Below are 16,043 nucleotides of genomic sequence, written 5' to 3'. Positions count from 1 at the left end.
GCGCGGGCGGCGCGCCGCGGCGCGCGGGCGGGGGGGGGGGCGCGCGGGGCGTCCCCCCCCCCCGGCGGCCGCCGGTGCGGTCGCCGCGACGGGCGGGCCGGCGGCCGCGGCGGCCTCCTGCGGGCCGGTGGCCCCGGCGGGGAGCCGGAGCTGCCACTTGCCGCCCGCGGAGAGCAGCGGGGTGAGCATGGTGGCGACCGGGGCGGGCACGGTTCCGGTCTCCAGCCGGCGGCGCAGCCGCTCGCGCAGGGCGAAGACCCGGGCCTCGGCGCCGGCGATCAGCGGCTCGAACCAGGGCAGCGCCAGCATGATCAGCAGACCCGCGGACCAGCCGAGCAGCACGTCGCTGACCCAGTGCGTGCCGAGGTACACGGTGGTGGCGCCGACGCTCAGGGAGACGGTGGCGGACACCACGGACAGCACCCGCCGGGTGACCGTGGTGGAGGCCAGGTAGGCCAGGATTCCCCAGGTCACGACGGCGTTGGCGGTGTGGCCGGAAGGAAATATATCGCCGCCGGCGAAGAGCTCGGCGGAGCCGATCTGCGTGGCGTAGTGCGGGCCGAGCCGGCCGAGGCCGAGCTTGACGGCGCCGACGGTGATGTTGAGCAGGAGCAGCGCCACGCCGAGGGTGATCAGCGGGCGGAGGGTGTGCTGGCGCCAGGAGCGCCAGCCGAGCCAGGCGGCGACCATGACCGCGGTGGGTCCGCGCTGGCCCAGGACCACGAGGTAGTCGAGGAACGCGTGCAGCTGCGGCCACTGCTCGTAGGGGCGGAAGAACATGACCTGCCAGTCCAGGCGGACGAGCCAGGACGTGGTCAGGACGGCCACCACGATCGCGAGGTAGAACGCGAGGGTCGATCCGAGGAGCACGATGCGGTGCCGGCTCATCTGCGGTGTTTGCAGATGAGCCGGTCGCTCTGGTTCCCGGTCCAGCCGGGCGAACACCCGCTCCAGACGGGTCAGGATTTGGTCGGTACGCACTCAATCGACGTTACCGCGCGCCGATGGGCGGCCCGGTCGAATCACGGGCTTTGTGATGACCATGTGATGTGGAGTTGGTCTCACGCGGGACTTAATTCCTTGGATTCCGGCATTAGTTGGAGCTGCCGTGATCCATTGCCTCGGTCATTGTTTCGCATAGTCGAGCGGGCTTTATCACTCCCGCTCAATTACTTTGCTGAAAGATGGATCGGAATGATCCATTCCGTGGTGCGGCCGCTACGGGGGCCCCGATCCGTTCAGCCAGAAGGCCCCGTACACCGCCGCCGCCAGCGCCGCCGACCCCAGCACCGCGGCCGCACGGCCGGTCCGCCACCGGGCCAGCGCCACCGCCACCGGCAGCAGCAGCGGGAACGCCGGGAGCAGCAGCCGCGGCTTGGACCCGAAGTACCCCGAGGCGCACAGCGCCAGCGCCACGACGATCCCGCAGTACACGAGCAGCGGCACCGGCTGCCGCTGCTTCACGCACAGCCGGTACAGCCACAGCACCAGGACGACGCCCGCGATCAGCCCGACCCCGGCCGGGGCGGCGGACGACGCCAGCTTGGCCCCGACGAAGCGCGCGAACGCCCATCCGCCGTCGAATCCGTTGCCCCAGCCGCCCTGCACGTCCAGGTAGCCGAGCAGGCCGTGACCGGTGCGCGCCCCGACCCACAGCACGTACGCGGCCGCCCCCAGCGGGGCCAGCGCCACACCCGCCGTCAGCCGCCAGGACCGCTCCCCGCGCCGCAGGGCCAGGGCGGCCGCCACCCACACCGCCGCCACCACCGCGGCGCCGACCGGGCGGGTCAGCCCCGCTCCCGCGGCGAGCAGGCCGGCGGTCAGCCACCGGCCGCGCAGGGCCCCGTACAGCGCCCAGGCCGCCAGCGCCGTGAACAGCGACTCGCTGTACGCCATGGACTGCACGATGCCGACGGGCAGCGCGGCCCACACCCCGGCGGCGAACACGCCCGCCCGGCGGCCGTGGACGAGGTCCGCGACGGCGAAGATCCCCCAGGCCGCCGCGAGCCCGGCGACCGCCGAGACCACCAGGCCCGCGGATCCGTACGACAGCCCGGTCGGCGCCGCGACCAGCCGCTCCAGCCAGGGCAGCAGCGGGAAGAAGGCGAGGTTCGAGTGCACGTCCCCGTTGGGGAGGAGCACCTCGTACCCGTACCCCTCGGCGGCGATGCGGGCGTACCAGAGCGAGTCCCAGCGCGCCGACAGCAGCGTGTGCGGGCTGCTCCCGGCGGCGGCGCCCCACACCGCGAGCACGGCCAGCCCGAGCAGCCGGACCGCCGCGAAGACGGCCAGCGCGGGCGCGGCCCGGCGAAATCCAAGATCTTTCACGGGCATGATTATCGGTGGCGCCCGCGGCTGCCGTCGGCGCAGAACCACGGGTCGTGACCTCGCGTGTACACGAGGAGGGGCGCCGCCCGGCGGGCAGCGGGGGAGGAGGGCGGGGTGAGCGGCGTGATGCGAGTGGCGCACACCACACCGCGGCCGCCGTCGCGGTGAGAGCTTGGCCACGTGTCGGACAGGCGAACTCGCGTACGCTGACCCTTCACTCGCCTGTCGATGCCGGACCCCGTAGGACGCCGCACCGCGCACCACCCCGCGGCTCCGCAGCACGCTGGTCCGCCGAGTGCGAGCGATCATCTGGGAGGTACATGCATGTCGGGGACGAACGCGGCCGCCTTCCGGCTGCGGCTGCGAGCCGCCTCCGGCGGAGCCAACCGCTGGCTCGTCCTCGCGGTCCTCTGCGTCAGCCTGGTCCTCGTCGCGCTCGACGCGACGATCCTGCACGTCGCCGTCCCCTCCGTCACCGAGGACCTGCGCCCCGGCGCGGTCGAGCTGCTGTGGATCGTCGATGCCTACCCGCTGGTCTGCGCCGCCCTGCTGATCCTGTTCGGCACCCTCGGCGACCGGGTCGGCCGCCGCCGGATACTGCTCCTCGGTTACGGGCTCTTCGGCGCGGCCTCCGCGCTGGCGGCCCTCGCCGACAGCGCCCAGGTGCTCATCGCCGCCCGCGCCCTGCTCGGCGTCGGCGGGGCGATGATCATGCCGGCCACCCTGTCGATCCTGCGCCAGGTCTTCCCCGACCGGCGCGAGCGGGCCCTCGCCATCGGCATCTGGACCGCCGTCGCCGCCATCGGCGCCGCCGGCGGACCGGTCCTCGGCGGTTTCCTGGTCCAGCACTTCTGGTGGGGCTCGGTCTTCCTGATCAACATCCCGCTGATGGCGCTGATCCTGCCCCTCGGACGCTGGCTGCTGCCCGAGTCCAAGGGCGCCTGCGACGGACCGTGGGACGTGCTCGGCGCGCTGATGGCCGCCGGCGGCGTGCTCGGCGTGGTCCTCGGCGTCAAGCGCATCGGCGCCGAGCGCCGGCTCCTGGACGCCGACGCACTCGTGCCGCTGCTGCTCGGCGCGGCCCTGCTGATCTTCTTCGTACGGCGGCAGAGGCGGCGCCCGCACCCCCTCATCGACATGCGGATGTTCTCGCGCGCCGCCTTCACGACGTCCGTCGGCTGCATCGTGCTGGCCATGCTGGCACTGGTCGGGCTGGAGCTGATCGCGGTCCAGTACCTCCAGCTGGTGCTGCACCTGAGCCCGCTGGAGACCGGGCTGCGGCTGCTGCCGCTCACCTTCGCCGCGATGGCCGCCGGCGCCACCGGCTCCTACACGCTCGCCCGGATCGGGCCGCGCACCATGGTGTCGCTGGGCTTCGTGCTGACGGCCTGCGGCGTGCTGCTGCTCACGTTCATGGGCCAGCACGACCGGCCCGCGCTGCTCACGATCGGGTTCATCGTGCTCGGCTTCGGGCTGCAGACCACGCTGTTCGCGGCGTACGAGTCGATGCTGAGCGAGGCGCCCGCCGCCACCGCCGGCGGTGCGGCCTCCATAGGCGAGACCTCGTACCAGCTGGGCGCGGGCATGGGCATCGCCCTGCTCGGCAGCGTGATGAACGCCGCCTACGCGCCGGGGCTGCTGCACGTGCCGGGGGTGTCGGCCGCGGACGCGGCGGACGCCGCGAACTCCCTGGGCGAGGCCTACCAGATCGCGGGCTCCCTCGGCGGCGCCGCGGGCGAGTCGCTGTACGCCGCGGCACGGCACTCGTTCGTGCACGGGCTGCACGTCACGCTCCTGGTCAGCGCGGTCCTGCTGCTGGCGGGTGCCGTGATGGCGCTGAAGCTGCCGCGGGTCATGGAGTGCCACGACCCCGCCGAGGACGAGGCCGAGCCCGTACGGCTCCCCGCACAGGCGGGCCCGGACACCGCCCGCGTCCCGGCCGCGGCGCAGCCGGACCGCGACACGGCGGCCCGTACCGCCTGACCCCGCGCCCACCGCACCGCGTGCGGGTGGGGGTGGACCCGGAGCGGAGGTGGCGACAAACTAGCACCGCTAGTCATGACCGCATCTCCGCCGGGAGGCCCTTCGTGTCCGCGTCGAGAACGCCCTTCGTCCCCACCGATCCGCTCGGGCTCGACGAGCTCCTCGCGCCCGAGGACCTCGCCATCCGCGACACCGTCCGCGGCTGGGCCGCCGACCGCGTGCTCCCGCACGTCGCCGGCTGGTACGAGAGCGGCGAGCTCCCCGGCATCCGCGACCTCGCGAAGGAGCTCGGTGCGCTCGGTGCGCTCGGGATGTCCCTCCAGGGGTACGGGTGCGCCGGCGCCAGTGCCGTGCAGTACGGGCTCGCCTGCCTCGAACTGGAGGCCGCCGACTCCGGGATCCGCTCGCTCGTCTCCGTACAGGGCTCCCTCGCCATGTACGCGATCTGGAAGTACGGCTCCGAGGAGCAGAAGCAGCGCTGGCTCCCCGGCATGGCCGCCGGCGAGCTGATCGGCTGCTTCGGGCTGACCGAGCCCGACGTCGGCTCCGACCCCGCCGCCATGCGCACGTACGCGAAGCGCGAGGGCACCGACTGGGTGCTGAACGGCCGCAAGATGTGGATCACCAACGGCAGCGTGGCGTCCGTGGCCGTCGTCTGGGCGCAGACCGACGAGGGGATCCGCGGCTTCGCCGTGCCGACCGACTCCGCCGGGTTCTCGGCGCCCGAGATCAAGCACAAGTGGTCGCTGCGCGCCTCGGTCACCAGCGAACTGGTCATGGACGACGTACGGCTGCCCGCGGACGCGGTGCTTCCGGGCGTCACCGGGCTCAAGGGGCCGCTGGGCTGCCTCAGCCACGCGCGGTACGGGATCATCTGGGGGGCCATGGGCGCGGCGCGCGCCAGCTTCGAGGCCGCGCTCGACTACGCGCGGACGCGGGAGCAGTTCGGCAAGCCCATCGGCGGCTTCCAGCTCACCCAGGCGAAGCTCGCCGACATGGCGCTGGAGCTCCACAAGGGCATCCTGCTCGCCCACCACCTGGGCCGGCGGATGGACGCGGGCACCCTGCGGCCGGAGCAGATCAGTTTCGGCAAGCTCAACAACGTCCGCGAGGCCATCGAGATCTGCCGCACCGCGCGGACCATTCTGGGTGCCAACGGGATCTCGCTCGAATACCCCGTCATGCGGCACGCCACCAACCTCGAATCGGTGCTCACCTACGAGGGCACCGTCGAGATGCACCAGCTGGTGCTGGGCAAGGCCCTCACCGGGCTCGACGCCTTCCGCTGAGGGTCCCCCGGCCGCCTCTCCCGGACGCCGTCCGGGAGGTGCTCCAGAGGGGCCCCCAGGCTCAGCTCTGGTTGAAGAAGTCGCGCGAGCGGCCGGCGGGCTCGCCGTTGACGATCTGGGTGTCGGCCGGGGTCAGCAGGAAGACCCTGGTCGCCACCCGCTCGATCGAGCCGCGCAGGCCGAAGGTCAGGCCGGCCGCGAAGTCGACCACGCGCTTGGCGTCGGCCGGGTCCATGGACGACAGGTTCACGATCACCGGGACGCCCTCGCGGAACAGTTCGCCGATGCCGCGCGCGTCACGGAAGCCGTCCGGGGTGACCGTCGCGATCCGCCGGCCCTGCTCGACGGCCGACTCCGACGCGACCCTGACCCGCGGGTCGGTGACCCACTGGTCGCCGGGGCCCGCGACGGAACCCTGCGCGGCCTCCGCGTAGTCGTCGTCGTAGTAACGCTCGTCGTCGCTGTCCTCCACGAGACCCAACCAGGCACTCGCCTTGCGTACCGAACCCATGGACGCCTCCTTTCACCGCGGTCAGTTCTCTTCTCTCCGCTGCCCCTATGGTCGTCCATGATGCTGACAACGCGCCAAGTGGATAGGCGCCGCGCAGGGGTTTCGTGACGGTACTGGTGCAGAACATCCGTTGCACCGTCAAGGATTCTGATGGGTACCGCTGCTGTCTGAGTGAAAATACGACTGCTGCTGCCGTGTGGGTGACCGACGGGGGCGTACGAGTGAACGATCCGGCTCGATACGATGCGCATCACGCACGCGTATGACACACGGGGGACCGGTTTGTTCGGCATCGTCAGACCCTGCACGCACCGGCTCGGGGAGCGTTTCAAAACGGAGTGGATGGCCCATCTCTGCGGGCTGTGCCTGGCACTTCGAGGGGACCACGGACAGTTCGCCCGGATCGTGACCAACTATGACGGGCTGCTCGTATCCGTTCTGACGGAGGCTCAGTCCGGACCCGCCCCCGGCTCCCGGCGCACCGCGGGCCCCTGCCCGCTGCGCGGCATGCGCACCGCCGCGGTGGCCAAGGGCGAGGGTGCGCGGCTCGCGGCCGCCGTCTCGCTCGTCCTCGCCTCGGCGAAGGTCCGGGACCACGTGGCCGACCGAGACGGGCTGTTGGCCCGCGCGCCGATCGCCGCCGCCGCGCGCAGGGTGGCCCGCGGCTGGGACCGCGCCGGCGCCCGCACCGGAGCCTCGCTCGGCTTCGACACGGCCGTCCTCGTCGACGCCGTGGACCGGCAGGCGGGCATCGAGACGCTGGCCGGGCCCGGCACGCCCGTGCTCGTGGTGACCGAGCCGACCGAGACCGCGACGGCCGCCGCCTTCGCCCATACCGCGCAGCTGGCGGGACGGCCAGGCAACGCCCCCGCGCTCGCCGAGGCCGGCCGCTACTTCGGGCGCCTCGCGCACCTGCTGGACGCCGTCGAGGACCGGGCCGCGGACGCCGCCGCGGGCGCCTGGAACCCGCTGACGGCCACCGGGACCCCGCTCGCCGAGGCCCGGCGGCTGGCCGACGACGCCCTGCACGGCATCAGGCTGGCGCTGCGCGAGGTCGAGTTCGCGGACGCCGGGCTGGCCCACCGGCTGCTCGTGCACGAGCTGAAGACCTCGGTGGACCGGGCGTTCGGGGTCACCGGCTGCGGACACGTGGGCATGAGCGCCGCGGGCCAGGGCGGCCACGGGGCGCCTGCGCAGGGCTACGGCCCGGGCCAGGGGGCCCCGTACGGCAGCGGCCCGTACGACGGCCAGGGCGGCCAGGGCGGGAATCCGTACGGCGGCAACCCGTACGGCGGGGGCGCGGGCGGCCCCGGCGGGCCGTGGATGCCCGGACCGCCCATGGGCCCCGGCGGCGGCCTGCCGCCGCAGAAGCCGCGCCGCGGGCTGCTCGCCGGATGCGCCGTGGCCCTGGGGCTGTTCTGCACCTGCCAGCTGTGCTGCACCGAGCACGAGGGGCCGTGGTCGCGCAAGAAGCGGGACGCGTGGTGCGATGCCTGCGAATGCTGCGACGGCTGCCCCGACTGCAGTGGCTGCTGCGACTGCTGCAACTGCGACGGGTGCTGCTGCGACGGGTGCGACTGCGGCTGCGACTGCTGAGGCCCGCTCAGATTCCTTGGGTCCGGACGGCGTACAGGGAGATTCCCGTCCGGGCCCGTGTGGAAGGGTTGAGCGGCATGAGCGATGACGCAGACGATCCGAAGACCGCCTGGCGGAAATGGCACGAGCACCGGGTGGCATCCGTGTCCGCCCCCCACGGCCCCCTTTCCCTCATCGGCACCCACTGGCTCTCCGACTACCCGGAAGGTCGAATTCCGGCCGTTCCAGGGCGCTGGCGCGCCACCGAGGGCGGCGTGGCGCTGACCGCCTCCGCCGAGGACGGCCTCGCCCTCGACGGGGAGTCCTTCACCGGTGACGCCGTCCTCGCCGCCGACCACGCGCCGCCCGCGCGCTCGCGGATCTCCGCCCCCCGGGACGTCCGCATCACCGTGATCCGGCGCGAGGGGGAGTGGGCGGTCAGGGTCTTCGACCCCGGCTCCGCGGCGCGCCGCGCCTTCGCAGGCATCGAGGCGACCCCGTACGACCCCGACTTCGTCCTGCCGGGGCGCTTCCGCCCGTACGGCGAGGACCGGACCGTCCAGGTGGCGAACGCCGACGGGCGCGAGCGCGGGCTCGGCCTCGGCGGGGAGCTGAGCTTCGCGTACCGGGGCGCCGCGCACACCCTCCAGGTCGCCGTCGACGAGGACGACGGCAGTCTCTGGGCCGTCATCGGCGATGCCACCGGGGGGAGCTCCAGCTACCGCTTCCGGTTCCTGAAGCCGGGCGTCCCCGATCCCGTGGACGGCTCGATCACCGTGGACTTCAACCGGACCGTGCTGCCGCCCTGCGCCTTCGCGGACCACTTCATCTGCCCGTTCCCGCCGCCCGGGAACACCCTGGCCTTCGAGGTCGCGGCGGGCGAGCGGAGGCTGAAAGATGCCCTTGCCGCCCGAATCTGACGTCGAGACACTCCCGACAGCGCCTTCAGGGGGCTTGTCAGGGGCACGACGAAATCCTGTGCGCCCGCCGTACCCCCGGCTGCGCCTCACGGGCTCCGGCGCCCCCCACTGTCCGCCGGGCCCCCGATCCCTCCCGGGAGGACGAGAAGTGAGGATCAAGAGCATCACCCGTACCCGGCTGCTCGCCGTGGCCGCCGGCCTGGCGGCCGTCGCCGGGCTCGCCGCCCCCACCGCGGCGAGCGCGGACACCGGCTTCAGCGCAGCACGGCTCGCCGCCGCCGGAGCGTCCGTCCAGCGCGCCGACGTCGCGGGCACCGCCTGGTACACCGACCCCGCCAGCGGAACCCTCGTGGTCACCGCGGACTCCACCGTCACCGCCGAGGACCTCGCCAGGATCCGCACCGAGGCCGGAGCCGACGCCGCGGCCCTGCGCATCGAGCGCACCCCCGGCAAACTGCGCAAGCTGATCTCCGGCGGCGACGCCATCTACACCTCCGGCTGGCGCTGTTCGCTCGGCTTCAACGTGCGCAGCGGGAACACGTACTACGTCCTGACCGCGGGGCACTGCACCGACGGCGCGGGCACCTGGTGGACGAGCTCCGCGCACACGACGACGATCGGCGCGACCGTCGGATCGAGCTTCCCCGACAACGACTACGGCCTCGTGCGCTACGACAACGCCTCCCTCGCCCACGCCGGCACCGTCGGCAGCCAGGACATCACCAGCGCCGCCAACCCCACCGTCGGGATGTCCGTCACCCGGCGCGGCTCCACCACCGGTACCCACGGCGGCTCGGTGACCGGCCTCAACGCCACCGTCAACTACGGTGGCGGCGACATCGTCTACGGCATGATCCGCACCAACGTCTGTGCCGAGCCCGGCGACAGCGGCGGCCCGCTCTACTCCGGCACCAAGGCGATCGGCCTGACCTCCGGCGGCAGCGGCGACTGCACCTCGGGCGGAACCACCTTCTTCCAGCCCGTCGTCGAAGCCCTCAACGCCTACGGGGTGAGCGTGTACTGACGACGGTGCGGGCCGACGCAGCCCGCACCGCCCGTCCCGCACCACCCGCACCGCACTGCACTGCCCCGGCGCGATCACGCACCCCCGCCCGAACCCACGGGCGGGGGCACGTCGCCGGGGGGCGGGGCGGCGCGCCCGCGTCGGGCGCGGCCCGGTCAGCGGACGACGTCGAAGACGTTCTTCTGCAGGCCGTTGGCGTAGGCCTCGTGCTCGACGAGCTTCAGCCTCTGCACGTCCTTGTCCGTCGTGCTGAAGAGGCGCTTTCCGGCGCCCAACAGGAGCGGGAAGACGAGGAGGTGGTAGCGGTCGATGAGCCCGGCGTCCGAGAGGGCCCGGTTCAGCGAGGCGCTGCCGTGGACGATGATCGGGCCGCCCTCCGTCTCCTTGAGCGCGGCGACCTCGTCGAGCGAGCGCAGGATGGTGGTCCGGCCCCAGTCCGACACCAGGTCGTCCTCGGTGAGGGTGGTGGAGACGACGTACTTGGGCATCACCTTGTAGTCCGCGAAGTCCGCCATGTCCGGCCACACCGGACTGAACGCCTCGTAGCTGGTCCGGCCCAGCAGCATCGCCGTGGCCTCCTTCTGCTCCCGCCCCTTGATCTCGAACGCCTCGGGCAGGAATTCCGCGTGCTTGAAGGTCCAGCCGGAGTTCCGGTACCCGGGCTCGCCGCCCGGGGCCTCCACGACGCCGTCGAGCGAGATGAAAGCGGTGCTGATCAGGGTGCGCATCGGAAGTCCCTCGGTTTCTCGTGTCCGGGTGCAGCTTCGGCGGGCGCGCCCCGCCCGCTCCCGCGGCCGTGTCGCACCCACCGTCATCTATGACCGCCGGCGAGGGCGAAACTCACCGGTCCTCGCCGGTCCGGATGAAACCCCTTGTCCCCGGATCCAGCCGAGCGCCTCGCAGAGGGCGTACTGCGCCGCGAAATGACCGGCTCCGGGTGCGAGCACCGCCCTGCTGTGCCCGATGCGCCGCGCCAGCCAGTGGAAATGCCCCACCGGTGAGAACACGTCCTCGGCACCGTGCCAGAGCATGACCGGAGCGGTGATCCTGCGCGGGTCGCACCCCCAGGGCCGGCCGACCGCGAGGGAGTCGTCCAGCCAGCCGTACGCGGAGTCGCGCAGCGCCTCGCGGAAGGTGTCCAGGACGGCCCGGCGCACCCGGTCGTCGGCCAGGACCGCGAGATCCGCGGCCGGGAGGTGCGTGCGCAGGTCTTCCAGCAGCCGGCCCGGATCGCGGCGGATCCGCGCCGCCCGGGAGGTGACACGCCGCTCCAGGGCCGCGGGATCGCGGTCCGCGAGGGTGTAGTGGTCCACGTTGTGCGGGGTCATGCCGGCGTACCAGTCGAGCCCGGTGCCGTCGCGGGGCGCGAGGCCGACCAGGCAGGCCGCTGCCGTCACCCGGCCGGGGAGCAGCGCCGCGCACGCGAGTGCGTGCGGACCGCCGCCGGAGCGGCCGACGACCGCGAACCGGCCGATGCCCAGGGCGTCCGCGACGGCGGCGGAGTCGGCGGCGGCGTCGGCCACGCGCCGCCCCGGTGCACGGTCGGACCCCCCGTAGCCGGGCCGGTCGTAGGAGAAGAAGCGGACGTGCGGATGCCGCTCGGGGACGTCGGCGAGCGCGACGCCGAGGCGGCTGCCCGGTGTGCCGTGGTGCAGCAGGACCGGTGAGCCGCCGGGAGCCCCCCACTGCCGTGCGGCGAGCTTCCGCCCGTCGGGCAGTCCCACCTCGATGGGCACTCCGGCCTCCTCCCGCCGCCCCGCCCGTTGCCGCGGGGCACGCTCAGCCCGCGCGGGACCGGGGAGTGTCAGGAGGTCGTGGCGGCGCGGTCGGACTCGCTGCGCAGGACGCAGAATTCGTTGCCCTCGGGATCGGCGAGGACGACCCAGCCGGAGCCGTCGGGATTGCGGTGATCGGCGACGAAGGCGGCACCGAGGGCCAGCAGCCGGTCCACCTCCCGGTCGCGCGAGGTCTCGGGGCGCAGGCACAGGTGGATCCGGTTCTTGACGGTCTTGGGCTCGGGCACCTGGTTGAAGTACAGCACCGGTCCCTGCGCCAACTCCACCTGGGTCTCACGGGAGCCCGGCCCGTCCTGCGCGTGCAGCGGGCGGCCGGTCACCCGGCTCCAGAACAGGGCCAGCCCGTAGGCATCCGCACAGTCGACCGCCACGTTCTGGATCATCGAAACCATGCACGCGAGTTTCTCCGATCCGGGCGCCGCACGCCACCCCGTCGGCCCTTCGTCCGCCGGTACGCGTCCTGGAGGTGCGGGACGAGCAGCGCCGCCGCCGACCGGGCGCGTTCCAGGGACGCGGGGCGGTCGGCGCCGCGCTGCCCGAGCACGACGCGCGTGCTCAGCCCGTCCAGCAGGGCGAGGGAAGGCCGCGGAGACCGCCTCGTCCAGCGCCGTGTGGTCGCCGGTTTCCCGGATCGCCGCCGGGGGTGCTCATCGCCCGGCCCGCCCCCCGGCCGGGCCCGCGCCGTCCGGGAGCCCGCTGCCCACCGCGGCCCCCGGGCGGCCCCTGCGGAAGACCGCGCAGGCCACGGTGACGGCGGAGCCGAGCACCGCCCAGGCGGCCAGCACCAGCATCGGCCCGGCCGCGGCGTTGCCCTTGAAGTACGCGATCGAGCGCGCGGCGTACGTGCCCGCGCCCGGCGGCAGGGCCGGGCCGATGGCCCGCCAGAACGGCGGCAGCAGCGGGTACGGGTACGCGCCGCCCGCGCTCGGGTTGCCGAGCACCACCACCAGCAGGATCGCCAGACCGATGCCGACCACGCCCGCCAGCCCCTGGAAGGCCAGGGTGATCGCCCCGACCGCGAAGACGACGAGGGTGCCCAGCCCCCACAGGGGCACGATGCCGCCGGGCAGCGCGTCCAGGACCGGGCCCGCGATGACCGTGCCGAGCAGCCCGGCGGCGATCGAGTACAGCAGCAGCGCGCCGAGCCGGATGAAGGCGCGGTGGGAGTTGGCGGGCCGGGCGCCGGCGCTGATCGCGAGGATCGCGGCGCACAGGTAGCCGCCGACGCACCAGCCGATGACCAGGTAGAAGGCGCTCAGACCGCGTGCGTCGCCCGCGGCGGCCGGGGCCACGTCGACGACGCGGACGCTGCGGCCCCGGGCCTTCTCGGCCCGGCCGACGACCAGTTCGAGGGTCTGGGAGAGCGAGGCGCCCGCGCCGCTCGCGACCAGCAGCCGGTCGGTCGTCCCGGCCGGGTCGACGACCAGCGCCCCGTCCGCTTCCCGGTTCTCGACCTCCGCCTTCGCGGCGGCCTCGTCCGGCACCGCGTGCGGGTCGAGCGGTGTGCCCGGCAGATCGGCGAGCTGCTGCGCGGACTGCTCCGCGACCGGACGGACGGGGGCGGCCACGGCGAGGGGGATCTCGCTGGGCTCGGGCCGGTGGAAGGCCCCGATGTACGAGGTGATGAAGGCGAGCTGGAGGACCAGCACCCCCACGAGCAGCAGGGCGGCCCGAACGGTCACGGCGTCCTTGACCTCGGCGAGGAACCCGGCGGGCGAAGACGGGGGCGGAGGCGGGGGTGGAGGCGGGGACGGGGAGGTGGGCTGGGTCATGCCTCACACGCTCGGCGTACGGGGGGCGGCACGCAGCAGGGGCGGGCCGAACGGATGACGATCGGGAGGCACGTGCGCGATCGAGTTCTCGGGGGCGGGGAGCAGGGCGCTGGTGGTCGTCCGGAACCGGTCCTGCGGTGAACGTCATGGCGAGGGGTGAGTGCCCCGGTCAGTAGGCCAGTGCGGTCATGTGGTCGGGGTGGTGGGCGGCGACGTCGTGGGCGGCCCGGACGAAGGCGGCGACGGCTGCGGATCGCGAGGTCTCCGGCCAGGCGACCATGACCGCGCTGGGGCTGAGGCCGGTGACCGGCCGGTACGCGATGTCCGGGCGCTGGTGCCGCTCGGTGGTGGAGAGTGACAGGAACGCCACCGCCTGGCCCAGCGCGACCACTTCCAGGAGTTGCTCGACGCTGGCCACGAGCGGCCCCTCAGGAGCGTCGGCCGGCGCCGAGCCCGTGTGGCCGTCGCCCGCGTCCGTTCCGTCGCGTCCGGTGTAGTGGGCGGTGTGGGAGGGGGAGGCCCCCTTCCAGCGCGGAATCGGTTCGCCCTTGAGGTCGGCCAGCCGCAGCCGCCGGCGTCCGGCCAGGCGGTGCGCGGCGGGGAGGACGGCCAGCCGCGGTTCGACCACGAGGGTCTGGGAATCCAGCCCTTGACCGTCGAACGGGCTGCGCAGCAGCGCTACGTCGGCACGGCCGTCCCGCAGCATGGAGATCGGCTCTCCGCTGCCGCCGACGACGACTTCGGGCGGCGGCAGATGTGAACCCGTTCCCCGGTAGGCGGCGAGGATCTCCCGCAGCAGTCCGGCATCGCCTCCCGGTTTGACCGCCACGACGAGCTGGGGTGTCGGCTGACCGGCCCGGCGGGCCCGCCGGGCCGCCGCGTGCACCGCGTCGACCGCGATCCGGGCCTGGTCGAGCAGCACCTGACCGGCGTTGGTCAGCGCCACCTGGCGGGTGGTGCGCTCCAGCAGGCGTACCCCGAGCCGGGACTCCATCTGAGCGATCGCCTTCGACAGCGGGGGCTGCGCCATCCCCAGGCGTTGCGCGGCCCGGCTGAAGTTCAGCTCCTCGGCGACCGCGACGAAGTACCTCAGCTCTCGCACCTCCAGCTCGCTCATACCCGTGGACTATAGATCCAGAGCCTTCCGGTCTTTCCCTGCCGCCCGTGGGTGAGGGGAGGCTGGGTGCCATGACGACTTCGCAGAAGACTGCTCTGATCACCGGTGCGAACAAGGGCATCGGCAAGGAAACGGCGCGCAGGCTCGCAGCCCTCGGCATCACCGTGCTGATCGGCGCCCGCAACGCCGAGCGTGGCGAGGCGGCGGCCGAGGAGCTTCGCGCGGGCGGCGCCGACGTACGGTTCGTTCCGCTGGACGTCACCGACGAGACCTCGGTCCAGGCCGCCGCCCGGCACATCGACGCCACGTTCGGCCGCCTCGACATCCTCGTCAACAACGCCGGGATCGCCGCCGGACCGCAGAAGCCGAGTGAAACCCCCGCCGCCACCGTCCGGCAGGTTTACGAGACCAACGTGTTCGGCGTCATCGCGGTGACCCACGCCATGCTCCCCCTGCTGCGCCGCTCCGCCGCCGCACGCATCGTCAACATGTCCAGCGAGCTCGGTTCCCTCACCCATCTGGCCGACCCGGGCAGCCCGTGGTCCGCCTACTACTCGATCCTCTTCCCCTACTGCACCTCGAAGAGCGCGCTGAACGCGATCACCGTGCTCTACGCCAATGAACTGCGCGCCGAAGGGATCCTGGTCAACGCGGTGAGCCCCGGCTACTGCGCGACCGACCTCAACCGCCACACCGGGATGCGCACGGCGCAGGAGGGCGCGGCCGTGGCGGTTGACCTGGCGACGGCGGGCGAGGACGGCCCGACGGGCGCCCTTCTGGCCGAGGACGGGCCGATTCCCTGGTGAGACCATGCCGCGCCGTCGCCGCCCGAAGCCTGACGGGTGTGTTTTCAACCCTGCCGGCCGGCCTCCTCGGCCAATCGAACGAATGTTTCGCACGGATATTCGAATTGCTCTATGGTGGACACGGGGAGGTGTTCCATCGATCGAAGCAGGAGGCCGCGGGTGCCCGGTTTTACGCATCTGCACACCGTTTCGGGGTTCTCCGTGCGCTACGGAGGCTCACACCCCGAACGGCTGGCGGAGCGTGCCGCCGAGCGGGGCATGGACGCCCTCGCCCTGACCGACCGCGACACCCTCGCGGGTGCGGTGCGGTTCGCGAAGGCCTGCGCGAAGGCCGGGATCCGGCCGCTGTTCGGGGTCGACCTGGCCGTGCCGTACGCCGCGGAGGCGGCCGGCGGTGCCGCGGCGGGCTCCCGCGCGGGCGCCCCGGAGGCCTCCCAGCGGCGGCGGACCCCGGTGCGCGGCGGCGCCTTCCTCGACGAGTCCGCCCCGCGGGCCGTCTTCCTGGCCCGGGACGGCGCCGCCGGCTGGGCCGAGCTGTGCCGCATGGTCACCGCGGCCCACGCGGCCCACGCGGCTCACGCGGCCCACGCCCCCGGCGACGGGACCGCCGCCGGGGACCCCGGGAGCCCGGGCGGCTCCGGCGTGCGGCACGCAGCCGCGTCCGGACCCGCGTCGGCCGCCGTCCGCGGCTCCGCCGCGCAGCCCGCGCTGACCTGGAACGCCCTGCGCGGCGAGTCCGTGTACGTCCTGCTCGGACCCGGGTCCGAAGTGGGGCGGGCGCTGGCCGCCGGGCGGCCGGACCGGGCCGTGCGGCTGCTCGCACCCTGGCGGGAGGTCTACGGGGACTCCCTGTGCCTGGAGGCCGTCGACCACGGCCGCACCGGCACCGGCCCCGGCTCGCTGCGCCTGGCCGCCCGTACCG

The 16,043-nt window shown here is 73.6% G+C and carries 15 protein-coding genes; 7 read left to right on the top strand and 8 right to left on the bottom strand.

All coding sequences use genetic code 11. The features are described from left to right. Together ACFXA3_RS13900 and ACFXA3_RS13895 are read right to left on the bottom strand one after the other, a co-directional pair. The coding region (locus ACFXA3_RS13900) for a phosphatase PAP2 family protein (RefSeq protein ID WP_385186408.1) at window positions 1-981 on the bottom strand (981 nt) is incomplete at its 3' end. A 237-nt stretch (window positions 982-1,218) separates the two neighbouring features. Beyond that, window positions 1,219-2,334, bottom strand: coding sequence for a hypothetical protein (locus ACFXA3_RS13895; RefSeq protein ID WP_385186405.1), 1,116 nt, complete (start codon window positions 2,332-2,334; stop codon window positions 1,219-1,221). 318 nt (window positions 2,335-2,652) lie between these two features. Here ACFXA3_RS13895 and ACFXA3_RS13890 point away from each other — a divergent pair, with 318 nt between their 5' ends. Together ACFXA3_RS13890 and ACFXA3_RS13885 are read left to right on the top strand one after the other, a co-directional pair. Continuing rightward, window positions 2,653-4,311 carry an MFS transporter gene (locus ACFXA3_RS13890; protein WP_385186402.1) on the top strand — a complete coding sequence of 553 codons (1,659 nt, stop codon included), beginning with the start codon at window positions 2,653-2,655 and terminating at the stop codon, window positions 4,309-4,311. Between the two features lie 104 nt (window positions 4,312-4,415). Then, on the top strand, window positions 4,416-5,600 hold the full coding sequence (locus ACFXA3_RS13885; RefSeq protein ID WP_385186399.1) for an acyl-CoA dehydrogenase family protein: 1,185 nt from the start codon (window positions 4,416-4,418) through the stop codon (window positions 5,598-5,600). A 61-nt stretch (window positions 5,601-5,661) separates the two neighbouring features. Here ACFXA3_RS13885 and ACFXA3_RS13880 read toward each other — a convergent pair whose 3' ends face one another. Then, on the bottom strand, window positions 5,662-6,111 hold the full coding sequence (locus tag ACFXA3_RS13880; RefSeq protein WP_385186397.1) for a cell division protein SepF: 450 nt from the start codon (window positions 6,109-6,111) through the stop codon (window positions 5,662-5,664). Between the two features lie 282 nt (window positions 6,112-6,393). On the opposite strand from ACFXA3_RS13880, the gene ACFXA3_RS13875 reads away from it, so the two are divergent. The 3 genes from ACFXA3_RS13875 (at window position 6,394) to ACFXA3_RS13865 (ending at window position 9,630) form a co-directional block, all read left to right on the top strand. Then, complete coding sequence (locus tag ACFXA3_RS13875) at window positions 6,394-7,707, top strand: DUF5685 family protein (protein ID WP_385186394.1); 1,314 nt, start codon at window positions 6,394-6,396, stop codon at window positions 7,705-7,707. A gap of 77 nt (window positions 7,708-7,784) precedes the next feature. Beyond that, window positions 7,785-8,606, top strand: a complete 822-nt coding sequence (locus ACFXA3_RS13870; RefSeq protein WP_385186391.1) for a DUF1684 domain-containing protein — start codon at window positions 7,785-7,787, stop codon at window positions 8,604-8,606. 148 nt (window positions 8,607-8,754) lie between these two features. Continuing rightward, a complete protein-coding gene (locus ACFXA3_RS13865) occupies window positions 8,755-9,630 on the top strand; it encodes a S1 family peptidase (RefSeq protein ID WP_385186388.1) in 876 nt (291 codons plus the stop codon). 155 nt (window positions 9,631-9,785) lie between these two features. Here the strand turns inward: ACFXA3_RS13865 and ACFXA3_RS13860 are convergent, their stop codons facing one another. The 5 genes from ACFXA3_RS13860 to ACFXA3_RS13840 form a co-directional block, all read right to left on the bottom strand. Next, window positions 9,786-10,358: a dihydrofolate reductase family protein gene (locus tag ACFXA3_RS13860; protein ID WP_385186386.1), complete on the bottom strand. Its 573-nt coding sequence runs from the start codon at window positions 10,356-10,358 to the stop codon at window positions 9,786-9,788. Between the two features lie 87 nt (window positions 10,359-10,445). Further along, on the bottom strand, window positions 10,446-11,366 hold the full coding sequence (locus tag ACFXA3_RS13855) for an alpha/beta fold hydrolase (RefSeq protein ID WP_385186384.1): 921 nt from the start codon (window positions 11,364-11,366) through the stop codon (window positions 10,446-10,448). Between the two features lie 68 nt (window positions 11,367-11,434). Then, window positions 11,435-11,818, bottom strand: coding sequence for a VOC family protein (locus ACFXA3_RS13850; protein ID WP_385186382.1), 384 nt, complete (start codon window positions 11,816-11,818; stop codon window positions 11,435-11,437). A 255-nt stretch (window positions 11,819-12,073) separates the two neighbouring features. Beyond that, window positions 12,074-13,198, bottom strand: coding sequence for a DUF3533 domain-containing protein (locus ACFXA3_RS13845; RefSeq protein ID WP_385186379.1), 1,125 nt, complete (start codon window positions 13,196-13,198; stop codon window positions 12,074-12,076). A 169-nt stretch (window positions 13,199-13,367) separates the two neighbouring features. Then, entirely contained in the window at window positions 13,368-14,315 is a 948-nt protein-coding gene (locus ACFXA3_RS13840; RefSeq protein ID WP_385186376.1) for a LysR family transcriptional regulator, read from the bottom strand. Between the two features lie 71 nt (window positions 14,316-14,386). On the opposite strand from ACFXA3_RS13840, the gene ACFXA3_RS13835 reads away from it, so the two are divergent. Together ACFXA3_RS13835 and ACFXA3_RS13830 are read left to right on the top strand one after the other, a co-directional pair. Next, window positions 14,387-15,121 carry an SDR family oxidoreductase gene (locus tag ACFXA3_RS13835; protein ID WP_385186374.1) on the top strand — a complete coding sequence of 245 codons (735 nt, stop codon included), beginning with the start codon at window positions 14,387-14,389 and terminating at the stop codon, window positions 15,119-15,121. A 159-nt stretch (window positions 15,122-15,280) separates the two neighbouring features. Further along, on the top strand, window positions 15,281-16,043 hold a 763-nt coding region (locus ACFXA3_RS13830), incomplete at its 3' end, for a PHP domain-containing protein (RefSeq protein ID WP_385186371.1).

Source organism: Streptomyces sp. NPDC059456, from assembly GCF_042750055.1.
In the GTDB taxonomy this organism is placed as follows: Bacteria; Actinomycetota; Actinomycetes; order Streptomycetales; family Streptomycetaceae; genus Streptomyces.
The sequence above is the reverse complement of the archived record's forward strand: the minus strand, read 5'-3'. Positions and strand labels throughout refer to the sequence as shown.